This is a genomic window from Paenibacillus eucommiae, assembly GCF_017874215.1.
In the GTDB taxonomy this organism is placed as follows: domain Bacteria; phylum Bacillota; class Bacilli; order Paenibacillales; family NBRC-103111; genus Paenibacillus_AI; species Paenibacillus_AI eucommiae.
Map to the genome: position 1 here is coordinate 17,979 of NZ_JAGGLB010000023.1, position 21,768 is coordinate 39,746.

The 21,768-nt window shown below is 47.0% G+C and carries 11 protein-coding genes; 2 read left to right on the forward strand and 9 right to left on the reverse strand.

What is annotated here, in order from left to right:
• Positions 1-97: 97 nt before the first annotated feature.
• The gene (locus J2Z66_RS27305; protein ID WP_209975919.1) at positions 98-1,549 is read left to right on the forward strand and encodes an esterase-like activity of phytase family protein; all 1,452 of its coding nucleotides are present in this window, start codon (positions 98-100) and stop codon (positions 1,547-1,549) included.
• Between the two features lie 120 nt (positions 1,550-1,669).
• Here J2Z66_RS27305 and J2Z66_RS27310 read toward each other — a convergent pair whose 3' ends face one another.
• The 8 genes from J2Z66_RS27310 to J2Z66_RS27345 form a co-directional block, all read right to left on the reverse strand.
• Positions 1,670-3,904 carry a YhgE/Pip domain-containing protein gene (locus J2Z66_RS27310; protein WP_209975920.1) on the reverse strand — a complete coding sequence of 745 codons (2,235 nt, stop codon included), beginning with the start codon at positions 3,902-3,904 and terminating at the stop codon, positions 1,670-1,672.
• Between the two features lie 89 nt (positions 3,905-3,993).
• Positions 3,994-4,566: a TetR/AcrR family transcriptional regulator gene (locus tag J2Z66_RS27315; RefSeq protein ID WP_209975921.1), complete on the reverse strand. Its 573-nt coding sequence runs from the start codon at positions 4,564-4,566 to the stop codon at positions 3,994-3,996.
• A 120-nt stretch (positions 4,567-4,686) separates the two neighbouring features.
• On the reverse strand, positions 4,687-5,574 hold the full coding sequence (locus J2Z66_RS27320) for a helix-turn-helix transcriptional regulator (RefSeq protein ID WP_209975922.1): 888 nt from the start codon (positions 5,572-5,574) through the stop codon (positions 4,687-4,689).
• A gap of 1,427 nt (positions 5,575-7,001) precedes the next feature.
• Positions 7,002-12,788, reverse strand: coding sequence for a DUF4838 domain-containing protein (locus J2Z66_RS27325; RefSeq protein ID WP_209975923.1), 5,787 nt, complete (start codon positions 12,786-12,788; stop codon positions 7,002-7,004).
• Between the two features lie 47 nt (positions 12,789-12,835).
• Positions 12,836-13,717, reverse strand: coding sequence for a carbohydrate ABC transporter permease (locus tag J2Z66_RS27330; RefSeq protein ID WP_209975924.1), 882 nt, complete (start codon positions 13,715-13,717; stop codon positions 12,836-12,838).
• A 10-nt stretch (positions 13,718-13,727) separates the two neighbouring features.
• Positions 13,728-14,645 carry an ABC transporter permease gene (locus tag J2Z66_RS27335; RefSeq protein ID WP_245375879.1) on the reverse strand — a complete coding sequence of 306 codons (918 nt, stop codon included), beginning with the start codon at positions 14,643-14,645 and terminating at the stop codon, positions 13,728-13,730.
• A 7-nt stretch (positions 14,646-14,652) separates the two neighbouring features.
• Entirely contained in the window at positions 14,653-16,227 is a 1,575-nt protein-coding gene (locus J2Z66_RS27340; RefSeq protein ID WP_209975925.1) for an extracellular solute-binding protein, read from the reverse strand.
• 103 nt (positions 16,228-16,330) lie between these two features.
• Complete coding sequence (locus tag J2Z66_RS27345) at positions 16,331-18,700, reverse strand: helix-turn-helix domain-containing protein (protein WP_209975926.1); 2,370 nt, start codon at positions 18,698-18,700, stop codon at positions 16,331-16,333.
• A 485-nt stretch (positions 18,701-19,185) separates the two neighbouring features.
• Between J2Z66_RS27345 and J2Z66_RS27350 the strand changes: the two genes are divergently transcribed.
• Complete coding sequence (locus J2Z66_RS27350; protein ID WP_209975927.1) at positions 19,186-20,844, forward strand: sialidase family protein; 1,659 nt, start codon at positions 19,186-19,188, stop codon at positions 20,842-20,844.
• A gap of 379 nt (positions 20,845-21,223) precedes the next feature.
• On the opposite strand, the gene J2Z66_RS27355 is transcribed toward J2Z66_RS27350, so the two are convergent.
• Positions 21,224-21,709 carry an HPP family protein gene (locus J2Z66_RS27355; RefSeq protein ID WP_209975928.1) on the reverse strand — a complete coding sequence of 162 codons (486 nt, stop codon included), beginning with the start codon at positions 21,707-21,709 and terminating at the stop codon, positions 21,224-21,226.
• Between the last annotated feature and the right edge of the window lie 59 nt (positions 21,710-21,768).

Genomic DNA, 21,768 nt, shown 5'->3' on the forward strand with positions numbered 1-21,768 from the left:
TACAAAATCTTCACTTGCCGCTAATTTAGCGAAAATAAATCTTCGATATACTTCCTTTAGTGACATAACTTGTATGTAGAAGGGGACTACTAAATTGATGAAGAAAAAATGGCTAATCACTACTATCGCTGCTCTTACGCTTACGGCTGGCACCAGCATCGTGTCCGCAACTGTTAAGAATGGTACAACAGCAGACGAGGTTAAATACTCGAACAATGGACAGGCTGTAACTCTGCAGGCTCCGGCCATAAATTCGGATGGTAGTCTCTACTTGCCACTTCGTGCTTTTAGTGAAGCCACAGGCAAATATGTGGATTGGGATGAGTTACGCAGCAGCGTTGCTTTGACGGATAAGCCTAAGCTGACTGGCAAGTATCTCTTAAAAGCACCTGATTTGGCTGAAGGGCTCAAAATGGGTATCGGCTCCTCTCTAACGCACTTGCCGGGAGATCCGGATAATGTGTTCTACACTACAGCTGACCGCGGCCCGAATGGAGAGCCAACCGTTAATGGAGAGAAGCGCCGCACGTTCCCACTTCCAGGCTATACACCTTCCATATATAAAATTGAAATTACCGCTGGTGAAATCAAGATTTTAGACCAATTCCCGTTGAAAGTGAATGGTATAGATCCTGTATCCGGTACAGCCAATATCACAGGCCTGCCGAATGTCGCTTCTCGTGATGAAGTGCCCTATGATGGTACAGCCGAAAAACTACTCCAATACGATCCTTACGGTCTCGATATAGAAGGCTTGGCCTACAACCCTAACGACAAAACATTCTGGATTTCTGAAGAATACGGCCCCAGCATCGTTCATGTGAAAATGGATGGCACCTTGATCGAGCGTATCGTTCCTCAAGGGATGGCGGCTATGCTTGAATCCCCTCTAGTTCCACTGAAGGAGACGATACCAGCTGTTTATCTGGACCGTCGCCAGAATCGTGGTGCTGAAGCACTGGCCATTACGCCTGATGGCAAGTATATGTATATGGCTATGCAAAGCGCGCTGCGGAATCCGGATAAATCCATGGATAACTCCCGCCAACTGCGTATTCTGAAGTTCGATCTTGCAACGCTGAAAGCAGTTGCCGAATATGCGTATGTAGCAGAGGACGTAAACCAGTATAAAGATTTGAAACAAGCGGACATTGTTATTTCTGAAATGGTTGCAGTTAACGAGAACACCCTGCTGATTGACGAGCGCGATAAAGAAGCTGGTGACAAAGCACAACTGAAACGGATTTTCGCTATCGACCTATCCGATGCAACGAATATTCTTGGTAAGTACGACACCAAAGCAGCTGGAAAAACACTCGAGCAAATGACGATAGCGGATCTGAGGGCTGCAGGTATTATGCCCCCTTCTAAGCGCACCATTCTCGATGCTCAGGCATTCGGCTACCCTTATGAGAAAATCGAAGGCTTAGCGCTTGTTAATGGCAACAAGCTTGCCATTGTCAACGACAACGATTTTGGTGTAGATAGTAAGCTGGAAGCAAACGGTACTGAATTGTGGACTTTTGAACTTCCTTATACCTTGAAATAAGGCGTGCATGGGCACCGTAACTTCAAACAGATCTAAAACAAAAAAACCAACCCTATCTGATGACTTCAATCAGCCGGGTTGGTTTTTGGTTCATTGCTTTTTTCACTTTGCTGATTACGCTTATTGCGCCGCGGATACCTCAAGCTCAAGCTGCTGCGGCTTGCTCTTGCTGTGCAGCCTGACAAAGTAGACCAGCGTGATTGCCGCAAATATGATCGTGAATAGACCTAGAATAGCTGCATGTTTCCACATGGAAGTGTAATCACCACTGGAAATCACATCTTTCAATCCCGCAACCGAATACGTCATAGGAAGCCAAGGGGTTACTTTCTGCAGCCAATTCGGGATCAGCTCCAATGGGAATGTGCCTGCCGAGCTGGTCAATTGAAAAATCAGGATAACGATAGCGATGAACCGTCCAGGATTTTGCAGTGTCGTAACGAGAAACTGGATCAGCATCATGAACGTGATACTTGTAATGATAGAGAACAGCATGAACAGCGGGATGCTTTTAACTTCTAAATCTAATATCCATAAAAGGGCCACATCAGCGATTAAAGCTTGAATGATTCCGGCTGCTGCAAGTGTCAATGCTTTGCTCCAGAACCAGTTCAGACCGCTTGTCGGGCGAACAGCAGGCTCGCGTACGGAGTACACGATCGTCAGAACCAGGGCCCCGACGTACAAGCCAAGTGATAAGAAATAAGGAGCAAACCCCGTACCGTAGTTAGGCACTTCGTTCACCTTCTGAACCTCCGGTTGCACCGGATTCGCAAACATGTCGTACATCGAGTCAGAAGCGTGAAGCTCAGACGTCTTGGCCGTCGCTTCGCTCAGCTTGCCAGCCAGCTCATGCGTGCCATCGTCCAGCTGAAGCAGTCCTGAAGTCATTTGCTGGGCTCCATCTTTTAACTGGACAGATCCATCGACGAACGGATTTACACTCGTCTTAAGCTGGATCAAGCCTTGATTTAATTCAGAGGCGCCTCCTGTCAGCTCCTTCGCTCCGGCAGCTAGCTCTACACTTCCTTTTTTAGCTTCCTCCAGCTTGCTCGCAAAATGGTTTAAGCCTTCGTTCCATTTACTAGCTCCATCAGCTAGCTGCTGTCCGCCAGCTGCAAGCTTTTGCCCGCCAGCAGATGCTTCTTTCAATTTACTATCGAATGTTGACAGCCCTGTCTTCAACTGAACCAGACCTTCATTTAGCTGGTCGGCACCATTGCCCAATTTCTCCTGAGCTGTTCTAGCCCCGGTTAGCCCTCCAGCCAACTGCTTGCTCCCTGCCATCAGGCTTTGGAATTCCGCATTCTGCGCAAGCTCCGGCTTTTGCTCAGCAAGCTTCTCAAGCCCCTTCGCCAGCTGCGCGGCGCTTTCCTCCAGCTGGGCTGAACCAGCCCCGGATTGATCAAGTCCCGCGGCCAATTGCTTGGACGCTTGCTCGGCCTGCTCCAGGCTGCTCACAAGCGTTCCGCTTCCTTGAGCAAGCTGGGACAGCCCGCCGCTTAAGCTTGCTGAACCTGTGCGTAGAGAATCAGCACCAGTGCCAAGTGCCTCGCTACCAGCACCAAGCTGCTGCTGAGCTTCGTAGAGCCGGGTGAGTCCATCGGCTAATTTACCTGCTCCGCCGCTTAACGCAGCTCCTCCTTGATTCAGCCGCTCACCACCCGCCTGCAGCTTGGAAACTCCATCCTTTAACGTCAAGGTGCCGTTTACTAGCTTGCTTAAGTTTTGCTCGATCTGAATGGCGCCTTCCTTAGCTTTGGTCGTGCCATCCGCCAATTTGCCGGCACCATCGCTAGCTTTTCCGATACCATCGACCATCTGCTCCACCTGCTCAAATACTGTCCGGGCATATACTTCAGTTATTTCCTTATTCAAAGAAGCATTCATCTTCTCAACTGCGGTGTTTCCGATCTGGGAAGCCAGAAAGTTGAAGCTTTCATTCGGAAGAAAGGTGAAATGCGCCGCAGTAGGATGATCAGAAGTAAGTGTCGTCGTTTTCTCCGAGAAATCATCCGGTATTTCAATAGTCATATAGTACGTATTGTTTTCCATCCCGGCAGCTGCCTCTTCTTTCGTGACAAATGCCCAATCAAACTGCGGGTTATCTTTGAGCTTCTCCACAAAATCATCGCCAATGTGCAGCTCCGTTCCATTAAATTCGGTACCCTTATCCGCGTTCACAATAGCTACTGGTAAATCCTGCAGCCGGTCATAAGGATCCCAGAACGCTCCAAGAAACATCGCGGTGTAAAGAACAGGTACCAACAACACGGCAATAACCGAGATGAGTATTTTGCGGTTTCGACCGATCGATGACAGCTCACTGCCAAATTGCTTTAGAAATTTATTCATTATTTCCACTCCCACTTTGTCTCTTTTTGTCCAATTGACCACTTCGGTCATTTAGTCATTTTATTGTGTAAAAAAAGGCATCCGTCTTATTACGGAGCCAATCCTTCCTGTAAATAAAACTGCAGCATCTCAGCGACTTGACTTTTTTCTAGCGGTTCATGTGTTTTTTTCCAGTCCGAGGTTAATGCTATGAATAGCTTCATCATCACAAATGCAGTGATTTCCGGATTACACGGCTTAATCTCGCCTTTGTCCACGGCCTTCTTCACTTGTTGTTGAATATAACCGACTACAGCCTTCTCAATTTGTTGAACTCCCTCAAGCGCCATTTGCGTATTGATTTCCCTGACCTCTTGAGAGAGCTTAATCGCCAATTCATGCTCTTCACGAAAATCCAGCAGCTTATCCAGCACTCTATTCAGATTATCGAAAAACCGCAGGTTCGGATCTACAACTTCTTCAGCAACCATTTTCATTTCATGAATGAGATTATTCATTATTTCCTGAAATAATTGCTCCTTATTCGCAAAAAAAGTATAAATCGTCCCTTTGCCAACGTTAGCGATCTTTGCTACCTGGTCCATCGTTGTTGCTTTATAGCCAAATAATGCAAACGACTTCGATGCCGCTTCAACAATAAGCTTACGGCGGTCAACGGCCATTTTACCACCTCCGAAATACCAACTGACCAAAATGTTCATTTAGTCATTTATGAGCTGGACTTATTTTACCATGGCCTTTTTTATTTTGCAATAGCTTTGAGCGGGGTCTACAAAAAATATTTACTGCTTTTCTTCAAAGTTAAGGTTAACAGGTTGGGCAGGCAGTCCTTCATCAGCTTGCTGATCCGTTGTAGGCACCTTATCGTCCACAACCTCGAAACGAAAATTATCTACCCAAACCTTGCCCTTCCCTGCCAGCAGCACACCGAAGGCAATCGCGTGACTCTTAACAGGTATATCTAATACAACAAAATATTGATTCCAATTGTTCGTTCCGGTAATCGCTCTGTTTTGCATATTATCAAACTTCAGCATTTCTCCTTCATTGCCGTCAATCCTCATCCACAGTCCCGCCCAACCCTCAACTTGATTGGATTTCACGAACGCGGTCAGCTTCAATCTCTGGCCTCTGTATGCACTAGCATCAAACATTTGCATAAGTGTGGCAAAGCCCCCGCCCTTTTCGCCTTTTGAACCTAAATATCCGGATGCACGCCCTTGATGGACCTCTTGGTTGTCAACAGCTGTTTCGTATTCATTAGGGCTATCTCCGGTAATCGTCCATCCATAAGGAACTGATTTGCTTTGCATTTGATTTCCTCCCATTTTTGTTAGCTTGGAATAGTCTCTATACTGGCCAGGCGTCAGATGAAACATCTTTTTAAAAGCTCTCGTAAATGCCTCTTGCGATTGAAAATGATAGTCGATGGCAATATCAAGAATGCGTTTATTGGTTTGCACCAGCTCTAGTGCGGCTCTGGTCAACCTCCTTTTGCGGATATAATCGGCAATGGACGTTCCGACAGCAACGCTAAACATACGGTGAAAATGGAATTTAGAAATGATCACATGCTTCGCAATGTCTTGAAGCCCGACCTTCTGCTTGATATTGTTCTCGATGTAGTCGATGGCCCTCTTCACTAAGCTGCCGTGTTCCTTATCCTTCATTTGTAAATTCTCCTTGTACAAGGTCCTGATTTAAGAATAGCACCTGGATAGAGGCTGGGTTTGATTTTTTTTGCTCATTATTGAGAAAAATGCGTTGCGGGACTGTTGACAAAATATCTTTTTGACGAAATTGACATTTGAGAACCCGCATAAACACTGGGTATATAAAAGTCATTTTTCGCAAAATCGGCTTTTGTCAACAGTCCCTTGCGGTGTCCTTTAGGATGCGTGATCGAAACTTGGGAGCGTTGCGGGAGGGGAGGCTGTGGGCCAATGTTGTCAGGTTAACGAGGGGCAGCGGACGCGAATGGGAAGCCAGTAACTGTAACGGACACCAGCGCTCCTTGGCGCACCACAAAAGCCCAGCTGGAATTCTAACGGACATTAGCGCCTCTAACAGCCCTAACGGAGCGTAATTTCCCCTTGTTGAGCGGGTTAAGAGTCGCTAATGTCCGTTAGGATGGGCGACGGATGAAAAAAACGCGTCTAAGGTGCAAAATTGTCCGTTAGAAATCCGTCCGCTCTCCGCGTGCCGTTGCTCGGGTTGCTCGGCGTATCGCCTGAGAAGTTGCTTAACCTGACAACATTGGGGCTGTGGGCTCCAGCCGCTGTTAAAGATTTGTTCCCTTGAATGGATGGATGCAGAGGTGGAACAAATCTTTAAAGGCGGACACTACTGCTCTTCCATCCACAACCCTTCCCTCTCTCAGCTACAATGCATGAACACCAAGCTCAAACGGACAGCCAGCAAGCGTCTCTTTCCTGACCGAGAGGGATAGTGACTACAATGAACACATTTGGACTTCATTAAGGACTTCCTTACAGATTCAGATTCCATGATTCTCAGCTATTTTAATATTATATCACTTTACCGCCATAAAGCTGTGCTGCACCATCATAAGAAAACGTCTTGCGGCGTCCTTTGATGAGCGTGTTCGTGACGTGGGAGCATTGCGGAGGGAAGGGATGTTAACTCCAGCCGCTGGGGATGAAGAGCACGCGCAACTGAGAAGGAGCTGCTGCTTTAACGATGTTTTTCATCGTTAAAAGCACTGGCTTCTCTCCATATCCTTACTTTAACGATGAAGTACATCGTTAAAATCCCTTTTAACCATCCTGAGATGCCATCCTCCCTCTTTTAACGATGAAAATCATCATTAACGTGACGTATTGACCTTGAACACTCACTTTAGCGATGAAAAACATCGCTAAGTGGAATACACGCTCATTTTGGCGGAGAGCGAACAGGGAGCGAACGGAGGGCGGGCTGCTGCTAACGCTCAAAAGGACTGCCTTCCCAAAACTTAAACTTTCTAAATAAATAAGTTACAAAAAAAGAGCCCGCGGTTTTCTTTCGCGCGGGGCCCTTAAAATCGTACCATTGCGTGTAGCTTATCTCTGTTTAGCTTATCGGATTCATCTTGATATTAATCCTGGCGAATTAGCTCAATATCATCCAGGTAGAGCCGTTCTCCTACTTTGAAATTTCTAATATGAATTAGCAGCTCTGCACTCGCCATCGGCACACCGTTGTAATGGGACATCACTTCAAATTCAGTCGAATAGGTTACCCATTGCCCCCCAGATGCTGATCCTTGCTGCACCGGTGCAGGGACAGAGCCGATATTTGTGCCCTGTGCATTTTTGAATACTATATAGTAACTTACTGTCCCCTCTGTTTGGGCAGATGTCAGGTAATGGAGTACCCCCACATAGTGACCAGGTTCCAGCACAATTCTTTGGAACGGTCCCCCGCCACCTGCTTGAATCTGCGCCGCAGACAATCCATTGATTGTCATGCTCGATAGCCCGCTTCGCTTGAGCGAATCCGAGCGTGTGAAGCCCTCTCCCCAATAACTCCAACCATCTGCTTTGCCGTTCGTCCAATGCTCAAAGGATGAATTGGCCAGTACTGACGTGTATCCCGCCAAGCGTCCAACCGTTATCAGATTCGTCTGCAACACAGGTGCACTGCCATATCCGATTTCATATGCAGCATATTGCTCCCATGGAAGGGGGGCAATGCTGGGAATCGTTACGGTTGCTGTTAAAGTCGCAGCATCCCAGTTCACCCCAGCCGGAATGACTGTCTGACCGTTATGTGTATTGCTTATTGCAAAATCAGCTATGGCCGGTGTTTGCTCCGGCGCCGTATTAAAGACGACAAGCAGCTCGCCATTTGCTGCTTCCGCTGATACCGGTACTGGTACTGGAACATCATCCTTCCGGATCAGCTCGATATCGTCCAGGTAGAGCCGCTCACCTGTTTTAAAGTTTTTAATATGAATCAGCAGTTCTGCGCTTGCCATTGGCACACCATTATAATGGGACATTACTTCAAACTCGGTTGAGAAAGTCACCCATTTTCCGCCAGACGTAGCTCCTTGCTGCACAGGAACAGGAACGGAACCGATATTGGTACCTTGTGCATTTTTAAATACTAACGAGAAGCCGATTGTCCCCTCTGTTTGAGCAGCAGTCCGGTAATGGAAGGCACCGACATATTGTCCAGGCTCCAGAACGATTCCTTGAAACGGCCCCCCGCCGCCTGCTTGAATCTGCGCAGCACTTAATCCATTCACAGTCAGACTCGCCTGTCCGCTCCGTTTGATTGTATCTGCACGTGTGAATCCTTCTCCCCAAAGGCGCCAGCCATCTGGCTTCCCGGCTGTCCAATCCTCAAAGGATGAGTTGGCCAGCACTGAGGTATACCCTGGCAAGCGTCCAATCACCAAAGGCGTCGAACGAATGAAGTCTTCCTTGTAAGTGATTTCGTACTCCACACTTTGCTCCCATGCGAGCTGTGCAATAGACGGTATTGCTAGCGAAGCTGTTCGAGTTGCAGCATCCCATTCTATATACGTCGGAGTAATGACGCCTGTGCCATCGAGTTGCTCTACGCTGAAATCTTCAATTTGCGGCACTTGTGCCGGCTCCTCATTAAACACAATACGCAGCGTACCATTCTCTGCTTCTACTGCAGTGAGCAGCGGAACCTCGCCAGGATCATCTGCTTGATAGAACTCGAAATCATCCAGATACAAGGTACCTCCCTCGAAAAAGCCGTTCACCGTAGCAGACATACGAATACCTTTCACTGGTATGCCGTTCACCTTGCTTGGCACGACATCCATAATTTGAATCGTTTGCCACCTGCCCATCGAGGTATAGAAAGGCTGTTGGTCACTCTTAAAGGTCGCCAGCTTGTGGCCCTGCTCATCCAGAAGGTTCAATTCCAGCCAGATGTCTCCGACAGAAGCAATATCATTGCTGACAAAATATTTGAGGCGGGCAATAGCAAGGCCTGATTGGCCAGGCATGGTTTGATTGATATCACCAAAATAAAAATCCTTCACTACCACACTTGAGTCCCCTGAGGCAGCAAGACCGGTTTTCTTGTCGAACTTCCCATAATTAACAATATTCGCATCCCAATATTTGGCCGTCACTTTTCCATTATCGTTTTCAGTTGCTTCCTCAAACGATGAATTAAGATTATTCGGTCCATCAACTACTGCTTTCAATAGCAATTGGGCATAATTGCGAATCATTGGTGTTTCCCCTTGTGCCGCCAACTCCACTGCCTTTTGATGTACAGGTCCTGATGACGGTTCATGATCCTTCAAATAAGCAACGAGCGCCCAGAACGCTTCTGCATTTATTCCAGACCAAAGCATTCCTGTGCGGTTCATTTCAAACAATGGGGTATGCACGAGTATCGGATCATTTTTGAATTGTTCAACCAATGTCTGTCTTTTTTTAGCATACGTCATTTTCTCTTCGAAATTCACAGCTTGCTCCAGCAGTATGAGCGCATCAGCAGCCGTCTGCAAAGGCGCCACTGACTTCGGATAGCTGATTGCTGACGCTTCATAGTATTCGAATGCGCGCAACAGCAGCGCCGCCCTTGACTTTTCCTTAGCTGTCACCGCTTTGTCGAGCGCTGTCTCCAGCCATAACCGGCTCTGCCTGATTTCTTCTTCTCCGACGATGGATAGATAGCTTGCAGAGGAAAAGTTCAAATACGTCGTATTTTTTCTACCGTTAAACCAACTTGTCTCTTTGATCCTATTTTCCCAAAAATCATTCCAATGCTCATAGTACGCCTGAAGGTAAGGTGCTGCCTCTGCACCAACTGCGCGTGTGTACCAATCATCCAGCAATACATCAATATCCTGATCAGGATTCCATAACAGCTTCGTCATAAGCCAAGCCTTTGGCCCTTCACCCCAGTTAGGAGCCATTTCCGTGAAATAGGCGTTGGCTTGATGCTGTTCCCCATACTTGAATATATCAGCGAGGATGTTGAAGTATACGCGTGGCACTGTATATGGTGTACCGTAGGTGTAATCATAGAGACCAATATTTGCCGCTTTCTGTTCCCAGGCTTGCATAATTGCAACATCTTTAGCCAACACACCAGAGTCGTTCCAAGTCATTCTGTCTTTGGTCAAATAAGGAACAACCCGTTCATGAAGCTGAAAAGAAGGCGGATCATACACTTCCTGGTAGGCAAGTATGCCAAACCATTTGTCCTTGAATTTCCCGTTCTCTGCTGCGAGCACTCTTTCAACGACATCATTCACCCATGTGTAGTAGATGTCCGACATATCTGTCAGCCCTAACGAATTTTTTTGGCTCGTATAGTTGCCATGGGCTGGATTTTCTTCACAAAAAGTACCATTGTCATTGACCGCAAGAGACATGGAAGGTTCATTAGGATTGGCGTTAAAATAATTGATAATCCAGGCAGCTGCGACTTGAGCGGTCTCAGGATTGCTATAGCATGGCTGCCAGCCCCAATTCACGACCGGAATGTAAGGCACGCCATTTTTTTGGGAGAAATAGTCGGGATGCATGTTTAAATAAGCTTGTGATGTCGGGAAAAATCGCCAAACATTATGCTCATAGCCTATATTCTGCACGCGCAGCCGATTGCGTACGCCCCATTCATGCTGTGTCGGATTACTCCCTACTTGGTTGTAATACTGTAATGGCCACATGACCCGCGACAAGTACACAGGCTCTTCCTGAACTTCCTGAATGGGCACGAATAAATCTGGATGCTGCGGGACATCCTCACCATCTTCTCCAGGCATCAACCAGCGCACGCCGACATAACGCTCAAGAAATTCATATACGCCGTACTCCATGCCCTGTACTGTAGTGCCAACAATTGTTATAGCGCCTGCTTTCGAATCGATAATAAACGAATCTTCTTTCATTGCTGCGAGTTGGCTCTCCAAATACAATTCATCTCCAGGATGGCTGGTGCCGATGTATATTTTTGCGAGATCGCTGTACAACTGCTCATTGGCATCCAGTTCCGTTTGAGGTATAATCGGCAGTTCAGCAGTGGTCGATCTCTCCACATATGCAGCAAGCAATTCAGCTGCCTCCACCGTTGCTCCAGTTGCTGCTGCAACAACTATTACAGCATGTGCCTGCCCTTGCTCCACAAGCAGCAAGCCCGCTGGTACAACCAAGGGAGCAACATCAACGGCTGTCTGACCTTTGTAGGAGATGCGATATGTGACTTGCTGTTCCTCCGGCTTGAGCACAATGGATGCAATCTTTAACACCGCTTTATTATTGGAAGCATGCCAGATCACTTTGTTCGGGGCAATCGTTAGCTCTAATTCACCAGCGATTTGCTGCTTGATAATGAAATCACTCTGCTGTGGCTCATCGGCTGGCAATTTGTCAAAAAAGACGGTAATGGCACCATTAACAGCTGTATGAGATACGATTTTGGCATTATCACTTTGCTCCGGGGGATTCGTAGCAGGCGCTCCGGTCGACGGAGGCGATCCAGATGATATGGTAGCTGCGCCTTCCAGTGATAATGGCTGGCTTTCAAATGTCGAGCCTTTGGCGCCTTCGCTCAGCGTTGCCTTTTCTATCGTGCCAGTCCCTAGAACATGGAGGATCGCTTCCACAACTAGCCAGATAATCGTCGTATCCTGTTCAGTTACAAGGGTCGTTCCGCTTGCTTGTGACTTAATAACCAGCTTGTTAATCACTCCATGAAGCAGCTCAATTCTGGCATCGGAAGCCTCAACTTCAACGCGATCAAATTGTCCATTAAGGATTACCTTGCTGCCAGCAGGTAGGCTTGCTGAGACCTGAACACTGTGAACCCCTCCTCCTGAAACAACAGCTGCATGCTCCAAGGTCGCTGCGGAATGTATACTAACAGCTCCAATCGTTGTATTTCCTTCAAGCACTACTCGGACAGGGCTAAGTTTTTTGTCAATTATTACATTGCCCAGCTGAGAATCACGGATATAAACGCTATGAGTTCCTCCACCGTTAATAGTCGTTTGGCCCTCTACCTTTACCCGGTCAAGCCGTACATCGCCTTCGCCGATGCCGTCCGTTAACGTTAACTGCCCTTTAATGATCATGTTGCGCAAAGTCACTGCCTTAGAGGATATGACCACATCTCCATGTATAGTTTCCGTCTGATCCTCCTCCAGACCGTATACACCGGGTTCTCCAAAGCTACGTTCGACTGCATCCTGTGCATGAACGAAAGTCAAGGCTCTGTCAAGGAGTGTAACGGCTTCTGCCCGTGTCATTGCGGTGAGTGGCCTGAAGCTGCCATCTTTGTATCCAATCATGATTTTGAACCCGGCAATGAGCTGTACTGCCTGATGGCTCCAGTCTGCAATCTCGGCATCATCCATGAAGGCCGGAGCTTCTGCAGCTGAAAGCTTGTTCAAATACGGCGCTAGAATGGCACCTAACATAACAGCCGCTTCCTGTCTGCTGATCTTACCCTGCACACGTGCGGTTCCATCTTCATAACCTTGGAGATAGCCTTCATTTACCGCGATAGACACATCCTCATACTGCCAATCTGCTGCAGTTAGATCCGTGAATTGAATGTCTTTCTGTGCCGTGAAGCCAAAGGAACGATTAATTAATGCAACCATCTCTCCTCTGGCAATTTGAAGATCAGGTGCCACCTGTCCATTCGTATAGCCCTGTAGCAAGCCAGCCTCCAGCCACTTTGTTAACTGGGCTTGTGCCCAGTGTCCCTGAATATCCGTGCCTGTCAGCTTCTCTGTCTGCACTGGAGCTGTTTGCACTGAAGCTGCTGCCGAATACGCTGTTGCCGCTTGGCCAGAAGTAAGGCCTAGTGTGGAAAGAATAACACAAATACTTAGTAAGACCCTGAAGGCCGTTGACCCCAGCTTACTTCCCTTCATGAAACCACCACCTCTTTTCTCAGATATAAAATCCTACCGCTAACGCATTAACCTTTTACAGACCCAACCAGCACGCCTTTGATGAAATGCTTCTGCAAAAACGGGTATACACACATGATCGGGACAGTAGTAATCATAATCATTGCCCCTCGTAACGCCTGAGGCGTCGCCCTCTCGTTCATATTCAGCAAAATAGCGCTATCCAGATCCTGATTGGTCATCGTCAAAACAATGCGCCTCAAGAACACTTGTACTGGCATAAGGTCCGGGTTCGTAATGTATATGGTGGCATCAAACCAGGCATTCCAGTGCGTAACCCCATAGAACAAACCGATCGTTACAAGCATAGGCATGCTTATGGGTACAATAATACTGACCAGTACCCTCAGCGGTGAGGCGCCATCCAGAACGGCAGACTCTTCTAGGCTTTCCGGTATTTGTGAGAAAAAGCTCTTCATAATTAATAAATACCAGGCGCTAATCAACGATGGAAGAATCATGACCCAGAACGTATTGGTCAGATGCAAAAACTTCATCAGCAAATACGTGGGCACCAGGCCGCCGCTGAACAGCATCGATATAAATACAAGCGTGATGATGATGTTGCGCCCTGGCAACGTTGTTCTCGATATCCCATAGGCCATTGTTGCCGTAAAAATCAGATTGAGCGAAGTGCCAACCGTTGTACGCAATATGGAAATCCAATAGCTTTTGTACAACGCGGATCCTTGGCTCAGCAACGTCTTGTACGCGGTCACATCGATTTTCTCGGGAATCAGAATGAAGCTTCCCCGCCGGATCAGCTCCTGTTCACTAACAAGCGAGGTAGAAAGCAAGATAAGGAAAGGAACGATAAATGTTAACGTCATCACTGACAAAAAGGTGTAATTAAAAATGTTAAATAGCTTGCCGCTGGCGGATTCTCTCATTCCATCTCACCTACCATATTCCTTCATGTCCTAGCTTCTTCGCTACGTAGTTCGCCCCGGCGACCAATATAAGCGCAATAACGGCTTTGAACAGCCCCACTGCTGACGCGAATGAATATTGCAAATCAAGCAGCCCTTTGCGGTACACATACGTATCGATAATATCTGCAACTTCATACACGGACGGCGAATAAAGCAAGAATATTTGCTCGAAGCCGGCATCCAGAATATGACCGATGTTCAGTATAAACAGAATAACCATAATAAAGCTAATGCTCGGAAGCGTGATGTTCCACATCTGCCTGATCCGCCCTGCACCGTCGACTTTGGCAGCTTCGTAGAGCTGCTGGTCCACCCCTGCGATCGCTGCAATATAAATAATGCTGCTCCAGCCGATTTCCTTCCATATCCCGGAGATGACAAGGACGGACCTGAAATAGCGATGATCCCCCAAAAACATAATCGGCTCAAAACCCAGGCGCTGTAAAGCGCTGTTGATAAATCCGCCATCCGCTGTCAGCATCATAGTGACGAGGCCTGCCAGCACGACCATCGAAATAAAATGCGGCATATAGGAAATGGTTTGGACCGTTTTTTTTAAAACCTTCAGCCGAACTTCATTTAATAACAGCGCTAAAATAATCGGTGCAGGGAAGCCAAAAAACAGCTTGTAAGAGCTAATAATGAGCGTGTTGCCGATAATATTCCAGAAGTAGTAGGAATCTATAAAATTACGGAAATGCTTGAGCCCTACCCAATCCGCTGACAAAATGCCGCTTAGTCCCTGGAAAGGTGAAATATCTTTGAAGGCTATAATAACACCATACATAGGGCCATACTGAAAAATCAGAAAATACAACAAGCCAGGAAGTACTAATAATAAATACAGTTTTTCCCTTCTCATTCGAACCCATATTGAAGTTTTCAAATGTTGATCATCCCGCTTCCCTGTCCTTCACGCGCTCATATTCCTTCGTATATGCATCAATCCATTTATTGATCCCTGCATCCTCAAGCTCTTTCAAAAATTGGGCATACTCGGACAATGGCCGGGCACCCATGATGAACTTTGTAATCTCCTGTTCAATCATTCTGTCAACATCACTCAATGACGGAACTTCCTCAGCAATTCTGGCTGTTTCAAACAAGTAGCTTACCTCTGAGGTTCCTTCATACTTCACTTTCTCTTTCTCTACCAGATACTTAGCAAAAAATGGCCTGATCCATGGGTCGTTACTGTTCGGATCATCTTCGCGGAATTGGACCGTCATGGCAAAGGAGAAGGCCGTCATAAACTCACCGGCATAGTCGGTATTCAAGCGGCGGAGTGTTCCTTGTTCCTTGTCAACCCATTCCCAATGCTTTCCCTGCAAGCCGTAGTATCCGGTCAAATAATTGTCCACATCGGATTGCAGCCAATTAATATAGCGAATCGCACCTTCAGGGTTTTTGGCGTTTTTGTTAATCATCGTGCCTGCTTTTCCAACGCCGCCTACCATCCGTCCATAACCTTTAGGCCCTTGCAGATCAGCCACTACATACTCAGCATCTTGATCTAACGTGCCGCGAATGGCCATTGTCTGGGCAAATGTGCGTGAATGCCATGTTGCTGCGCTGCCAACCCGGTTGGCTCTGACAAGCTCGATCACACGTGTTCCATCTGAGGAGAATGATTCGCGGTAAATATATCCTTTCTTAAACCAATCTGCCATTTTTTTGACGAACGTTTCATAATCCGGATTTTGCACCGTCGGCCGTACTTTACCTTCGGCATCGATCCAGTTGCCATAGCCGTTATCCATGAACAAGCCAGCCAATGTCCGGTTCATTTCGGCAAAGGACGTAATAAGCGGAATGGTTTCGCCATTGCCGACCGGGTCTTTTTCTTTGAATGCTTTTAAAACAGCTTCAAATTCCTCCAGATTTGTCGGCACTGGCAATCCCACCTCATCGAGCCAATCTTTGCGAATGGTTAACGCCTCGCCAGCCATCGGGGGCGAGATCGGCAATGCCCACAGTTCGCCATCCGACGTTTGGAGTGCCTCCCAGGAAGCCCTCGACCAATTGTCTGGCCACAATGCCCTGATTGCTTGACCATGATTATCAAGCAGCTTGTTCAAAGGGAAAGCGCCACCACTGGCTTGATGCAGATCCATTGTTCCGATATAAATATCCAACGGTTCATTGCCAGCCAGCAGTAAATTCAACCGGTCTGCCTCCGACCCTTTCGGCGGCACGATCTCAATGACTTCTACGCCCGTCTGCTCTTTAATGTATTGGCGTATTTCATCCAATGTCTCTTTGGTGCTCATATTGACTGCATTTCCTAGATGCCCATAGTTGGGGTACAAATATACTTTCCCATAATCTTTTGGTGCCTCTCCATCTGTACCGGCAGTGCTGCCGGAATCGCTTGCTGACGGCTCAGCCGGTGTATTGGATGAACACGCTGCCAATAAAGAAAGTACTAAAGTGATGCTCAGCAATAACTGGAACCATTTCTTTTTCATACGCAACCTCCCTTTGTTTGTTAAGAACATAGCCAAATTATAGGTTACGACACCGCATGATTTAAATGATTCATCTTTGACATTCATAGGTAATATTATGACTTTACCGAGAAACTGTAAGGTTTTTTCGATATTCACCCGGTGTGGTGCCTGTAAATTCCTTGAACAGCTTAATATAATAGTTCGTTTGCAGATAACCGACTTGCTCCCCGATATCTTTAATTTTTAAATTTGTTTGTTCAAGCAGTTGCTTGCTGCGTTGTATGCGTACAGAGGTCAAATGCTCCAAAAAAGTGATGCCTTGCTCATCCTTAAAAATACGGCTCAAATACGACGGGTTCAACCCAAGCTGCTCCGCTACGTAGCCCAGTGTGATCTTCTCCCCGCATTCCTGGCCGAGCATAGCAAGCACTTGCTCAATATGACGATTTTTTTTGTCGCGGACAGCATGCCCCATATAATCGGACAGCTTCGCAACCAATTCCTCAAACCAGCATGTAATTTCTTTCCAATTGTTTTTTTGCTGCAGCAAGTGAAACAAATTATTGTTTTCCATCAGCAGCATATTGAGATCTATCCGAATGTCATTGGCGATTGCCATAATACGGCTCAACAATTGAATGAGCGCATGCTTGATCTGGTGGTAGTGAACTTTACCTTCCTGTTCCTGAAAATCCCGCATCATTTGCGCGAGAATGCCCCGTGCCTTCTGGCTTTCGCCGTTAATAAGCGCATAAATAAATGCCTCTTCTTTTTCCTTCGGATAATTAAACAGTGGCGTGCCGCTCATCCGTACATCGTCGGTATACACAACCTCGCAGGAGCCTGCCATAATGCGATAACGAAGCGCTTCTTTTGCCTGGTTGAAGCTTGCAGGAAGCTGTGAGAGGTGCTGGCAATGCTCGCCGATACCAATGGAGCAATATAGTTTCAACCGCTCTTCCGCTTGCCTGATGACGCATTCCGCCAATTGATAATTGTCTTGCAGTTCATCTGCATCACCATTCATCAGAACGACGATCTGGCTTTCGACGATCTCCAGCACGATGCTGTTATGGTCAGCGGGCAAACATTGCCTAATCTCATCGATCAAGCAAAGCTTATCCAGGCGCTCTTTCTCAACATCCGTATACGAATCACCTTGCATGGAGACGAGCCAGACGAAAATCCCTTCCATCTCTAAATTTAAATTCAGGTATGCCAACCGTTCTTTGATCTCATCCGCGCGCAGCGTATGGCTATGGAGCAATGTATATACAAACTTCTCCTGGTTCGCGGGTAAGCTTTCGAGCAGCCTGAGCTGCAAGCTGGCCCGATCCTCTATAACGACTTTAAAGCTATCCTGAATAACACGAACTTCACTTGACTGGGCGTTCACATGCTCATGGTTAGGCCCGGAATTTTTGTGAATGAACTCCAGCAGATGGCGAACAGGGTTATAAATTTGCCTAGTAGCTGCATAAATAAGCAGGCCAATGGCTGCGACAAGAATGGTGCAGCTCACAATAATCATCATCCTCGCCTTGGACATACCAGCATATAGCTGCTCAAGCGAAGAGATTGTTACAAATCGCCAGCCCAGATGATCAGAAGTGTATGCCGTCAGCAAACTGGCCCTATCATTAATAACAAGCTGTTCGGAGTATACCTTGCCCATCTGTTCCATGTGTGGCAGCAAGGTAGAAATTGTTGTGTCCGTCATTTCTGTCTGTGAATCGCCATCATGCAGCAGCAGTTGGCCGCTTGTTGACAGCACGAACAATGTATTGCCGGTACTACCGTTGTTGCCGTCCATTTTGCTCGTTAAGGCACTGGCCAGTGCCGCGACATCCAGGTTCACCGCGATATAATTGCCCGTTTCCGGGGAAGCATAGACCATCGGTATGACCTTTCGCTTCTTATAATCACGCCCGATCGCCATGCGTGGCTCTGTCACGGTCGGATAGAACGGCAGGCTTTGGATGTCCTTTTCCCAGCCTGCATCATAGAATCTTTCAGGTCTGTATTCCAGGTTTTCGGACGTTAGGACCAAATTTTTGGCACGGTCGAGCATATAGACGGAGTCAATGAATTCATTGGAATCCTTCAGCTTTCGAATAGCCAGCATGGTCTGCTCCTTGCTTTTCAAGTAGCTGTACATGCCAGGCAGATCCTCCTCGCGATATTCCCCTGTCAGCGATTCAAAGTAGGTCCCGCGCGGGAAACGCTCAAACTCTCTGACAACTTTATCCAACGATAGCTGACGGAAAAAACTGCTGATCTGCATCGTTACGCTTTCCATCGCATTGACAGTCTGCTGGACGTATTTGGCATTGGCAGCGAGCAGCTCCTGCTGCATCGTTGACCGAATCTGATTATCAAATATCGAGCTAATAATAAACAGCGGCAACAACGAAATTATGAGAAAAAAGGCAATTAGCCGGATGAGCATAACACGCTGCCTAGCCCTGGAAAGAAAGCGTTTACGAAACATGTTTTTTTACCCCCTCTGATTTTTAGGCTGCTTCTGATTGTTAAATTACCTTTATTATGTAATATTTACTTAATTGGTAATACCATAATACTGGCTTGAATTCCTTACGTCAATTGCCTTGAAGCAGGAAATCCACTGCATGCTGCACAGAATCAAGCATAGTTGCACCATTGATATATTAGGCCATATGGGCAATAGGCATAGCTTCAAAAGCTGCATGTTCATTCATATGCGCCGGTACAGAGCAAGGAACGAGTGGCGAGAAAGGAAATGTCATAATCGTAGCTATGAATGTAAAGGATCTAGCATTTCGTACCGCCGCGTAGCAGCTTATAATATTCAATAAGTGCTGCGGAGCATTCGCGAAAAAACTCGCGGAGCACTTGCGAAAACACTCGCGGAGCACTCGGGGTCCAGTGGTCCAGCCGCTGCAAGCGAAGGGCTTTCCGAAAATTGCTATAGACCAACTGAAGGGGAAGATGAATATGAATATGATAGAGAAGGCTATGCCACCTAAAGAAATTTCCTTCGAGGGAAAGCTGGGTACGTTCATTACCTTGCCTGATCAGACACTAATATCCTTCATTGTAGAAGGCAAAAAGCCTGAACAGTGGAACGATACGACGATACCCCAGTACTTGTATATTCGCCGTTCCTGCGATTATGGACAGACATGGAGTGAACGCGAATTGGCCATAACGTTCGCCCCGCAGCCAGGAACAGTCAAAATGCTGGACCTGGATTGCGCTCCAATCCTTGATCAGGAGGGTACGATCCATGTGTATGCCTTCATGTTGCTGAACTGGGATGCCCTTATCCCCTACCGTGATCGTCTTATACAAATGCTGCATATGTATTCCAGAGATAATGGACAGACATGGCATGGGCCGGAAACGATCGATTACGGCCATTCCTACACCGGCTCTCTGAATGCAGTAATCCAGCTATCCAGTGGCAGGATGGTTATGCCGTTTTCTTATTTGTCACGCCGTGAGACTGGGTGTTTCGTAAGTGAAGCCATCCTGTCCGATGACCAAGGCTATACGTGGCGCAATGCACATGCCGAGCTGGTCGTCGACAACGGCGGATCTGCCCTTGAGTCAGGTTCGGTAGAGCCGGTAGTGATAGAACTGCGGGATGGACGAGTGTGGATGGTGATTCGTACACAAACGGGCAGACTGTATGAATCCTATTCTTCAGATGAAGGTGAAACCTGGACAGTCCCAGGTCCCACTCCGTTCTTTGCTTCCAATGCACCGGCAGGCCTTGTGCAACTGGATAATGGGCGTATTATGATGTGCTGGAATCATAGCAAATGCGAGCCTATTAGTGATGGGGTCAGTTATTCCCGCCAGTCTCTTGTCGCTGCTATTCGCGAGGTGGACGGAAGCTGGAGCGGTTACCGTGAAATTGCACATTTAACAGAGGAGCAGGATGAGAACCATTCGGTATGTTATCCATGGATGCAAGCACTCGGGGATGGCACTGTGCTCGTTGGTTACTTATCCGTACACTTGGGCGATTGGATGGGAACGATTAAATTCAAGCTTGTCAAGGTCAATCCGGAGTGGGTCGCCCAACAGGAGCAAATCGAGCGCTGGGATGAAGGATTACAAACGGCATCTGTTACAAGCTGTGGCGTTCAATTGAAGCATGACAAGAACGACAACAAGGCCGTGCGGATCGCAAGAAATTCGGACACTGCTGACAATGCTACAGACAATAATCCAATTGGCCTGACACGCAATTTCCCACGTATGGAGCAAGGTGAGCTGTCTATGCGGCTGCAAATCGACGCCTCATTCGAAGGGGCTTATATCGCCGTATCCGAGTCCTTCATGAAGCCAAACAACCTCCAAGGTGGCATGTTCAGAATTAAAATCGAAGGCGATGGCTCTTTTCACGTTCAATATTTGAATGAAGGGCCGTACTATCCTCTTAAGACGTCACTACGTATGGAGCTTGACTGTTGGGAAGAGATCACATTAAGGTGGGATTGCAGCCAAGAGCATGCGAATCTGTCCCTTAATGGCCAAAGTATCGGGGTGCTGCCCCAGCTGGAGCAAGGGCGTGGAATCTCTTATGTGCGGCTGAACATACCAGCAGCAGGTGAATTACTCATCCAATCGATTGCAAGCAAATGAGTGGTTCGTATCGGGGGGGGGATGAGATTCCTCGCAAGCGCAGGGGCTGGGATGAAGAACTGCTATTTTTAACGATGTTTTTCATCACTAAAAGCGCGGTGTCGTCTCCTCAACCTTGATTTAACAATGAAAAACATCGTTAAAATCCCTTTTTTCCGCCCAGATGGGCCATCCATCCTCTTTTAACGAAGAAAAACATCATTAACGTGGCGGGTTGACTTGGAAAACTTACTTTAACGATCAAAAACATCGTTAAGTGAAACACACGCTCATTTCGGGATAGACGGGCTGAAAAAAAACACCTCAATCGAGGTGTTTTTTCATCTATCTTATATTTGACCGCTGGGAAATAGTCCAGACATTTCTATTTTATGTACATTTATTGATCCATCACAGATTCGCGGCCGAGAGCTTTTGCTTTTTGGCGTGTAGTTAGAAGTTCTAGCTTCTTTTCAACAATCTGAGCCATGAACAGAATCAGCAGCAATCCAAGCAAGGAGCCGCAGACGGCTAGCGGAATCGCCCAGGCATGGGAGGAGTGGGAAAAGAACGGAATCAATGAAACAGCTACAATAGGCGGGGCATTCCATTTGAACTTATTAATTAACCATATCGTTATGAGTACGTTTATAAATAATGAGATTGCACTAGGGTAAATATAAAACAACACCGTCCCCAGTACGGCTGAGACAAAGGCCCCAAAAATAATTTTGCCCAATTCCGAAAAAAGAAAAGAGCGTGATATGAACAGGAAGCAAAACGCGCCAAGTGTAGGGTAAAATAATGTATCTAAAGTCGGGAACTGCAAGGAGATCCAATATATTAGCATAACGTACAGACAAATCGCTACAGTTTTCACTTTCATTGAGCCTTTTAGCCTTCTTTCGAAATCAGAGTAAACTTATCGCCATTATTTCCGCAATT

What these genes read in the sequence shown, in the direction of transcription:
- J2Z66_RS27305 (WP_209975919.1), top strand. Translation starts at nt 98, where the DNA reads ATGAAGAAAAAATGGCTAATCACTACTATCGCTGCTCTTACGCTTACG.
- J2Z66_RS27310 (WP_209975920.1), bottom strand. Translation starts at nt 3,904, where the DNA reads ATGAATAAATTTCTAAAGCAATTTGGCAGTGAGCTGTCATCGATCGGT.
- J2Z66_RS27315 (WP_209975921.1), bottom strand. Translation starts at nt 4,566, where the DNA reads ATGGCCGTTGACCGCCGTAAGCTTATTGTTGAAGCGGCATCGAAGTCG.
- J2Z66_RS27320 (WP_209975922.1), bottom strand. Translation starts at nt 5,574, where the DNA reads ATGAAGGATAAGGAACACGGCAGCTTAGTGAAGAGGGCCATCGACTAC.
- J2Z66_RS27325 (WP_209975923.1), bottom strand. Translation starts at nt 12,788, where the DNA reads ATGAAGGGAAGTAAGCTGGGGTCAACGGCCTTCAGGGTCTTACTAAGT.
- J2Z66_RS27330 (WP_209975924.1), bottom strand. Translation starts at nt 13,717, where the DNA reads ATGAGAGAATCCGCCAGCGGCAAGCTATTTAACATTTTTAATTACACC.
- J2Z66_RS27340 (WP_209975925.1), bottom strand. Translation starts at nt 16,227, where the DNA reads ATGAAAAAGAAATGGTTCCAGTTATTGCTGAGCATCACTTTAGTACTT.
- J2Z66_RS27345 (WP_209975926.1), bottom strand. Translation starts at nt 18,700, where the DNA reads ATGTTTCGTAAACGCTTTCTTTCCAGGGCTAGGCAGCGTGTTATGCTC.
- J2Z66_RS27350 (WP_209975927.1), top strand. Translation starts at nt 19,186, where the DNA reads ATGAATATGATAGAGAAGGCTATGCCACCTAAAGAAATTTCCTTCGAG.
- J2Z66_RS27355 (WP_209975928.1), bottom strand. Translation starts at nt 21,709, where the DNA reads ATGAAAGTGAAAACTGTAGCGATTTGTCTGTACGTTATGCTAATATAT.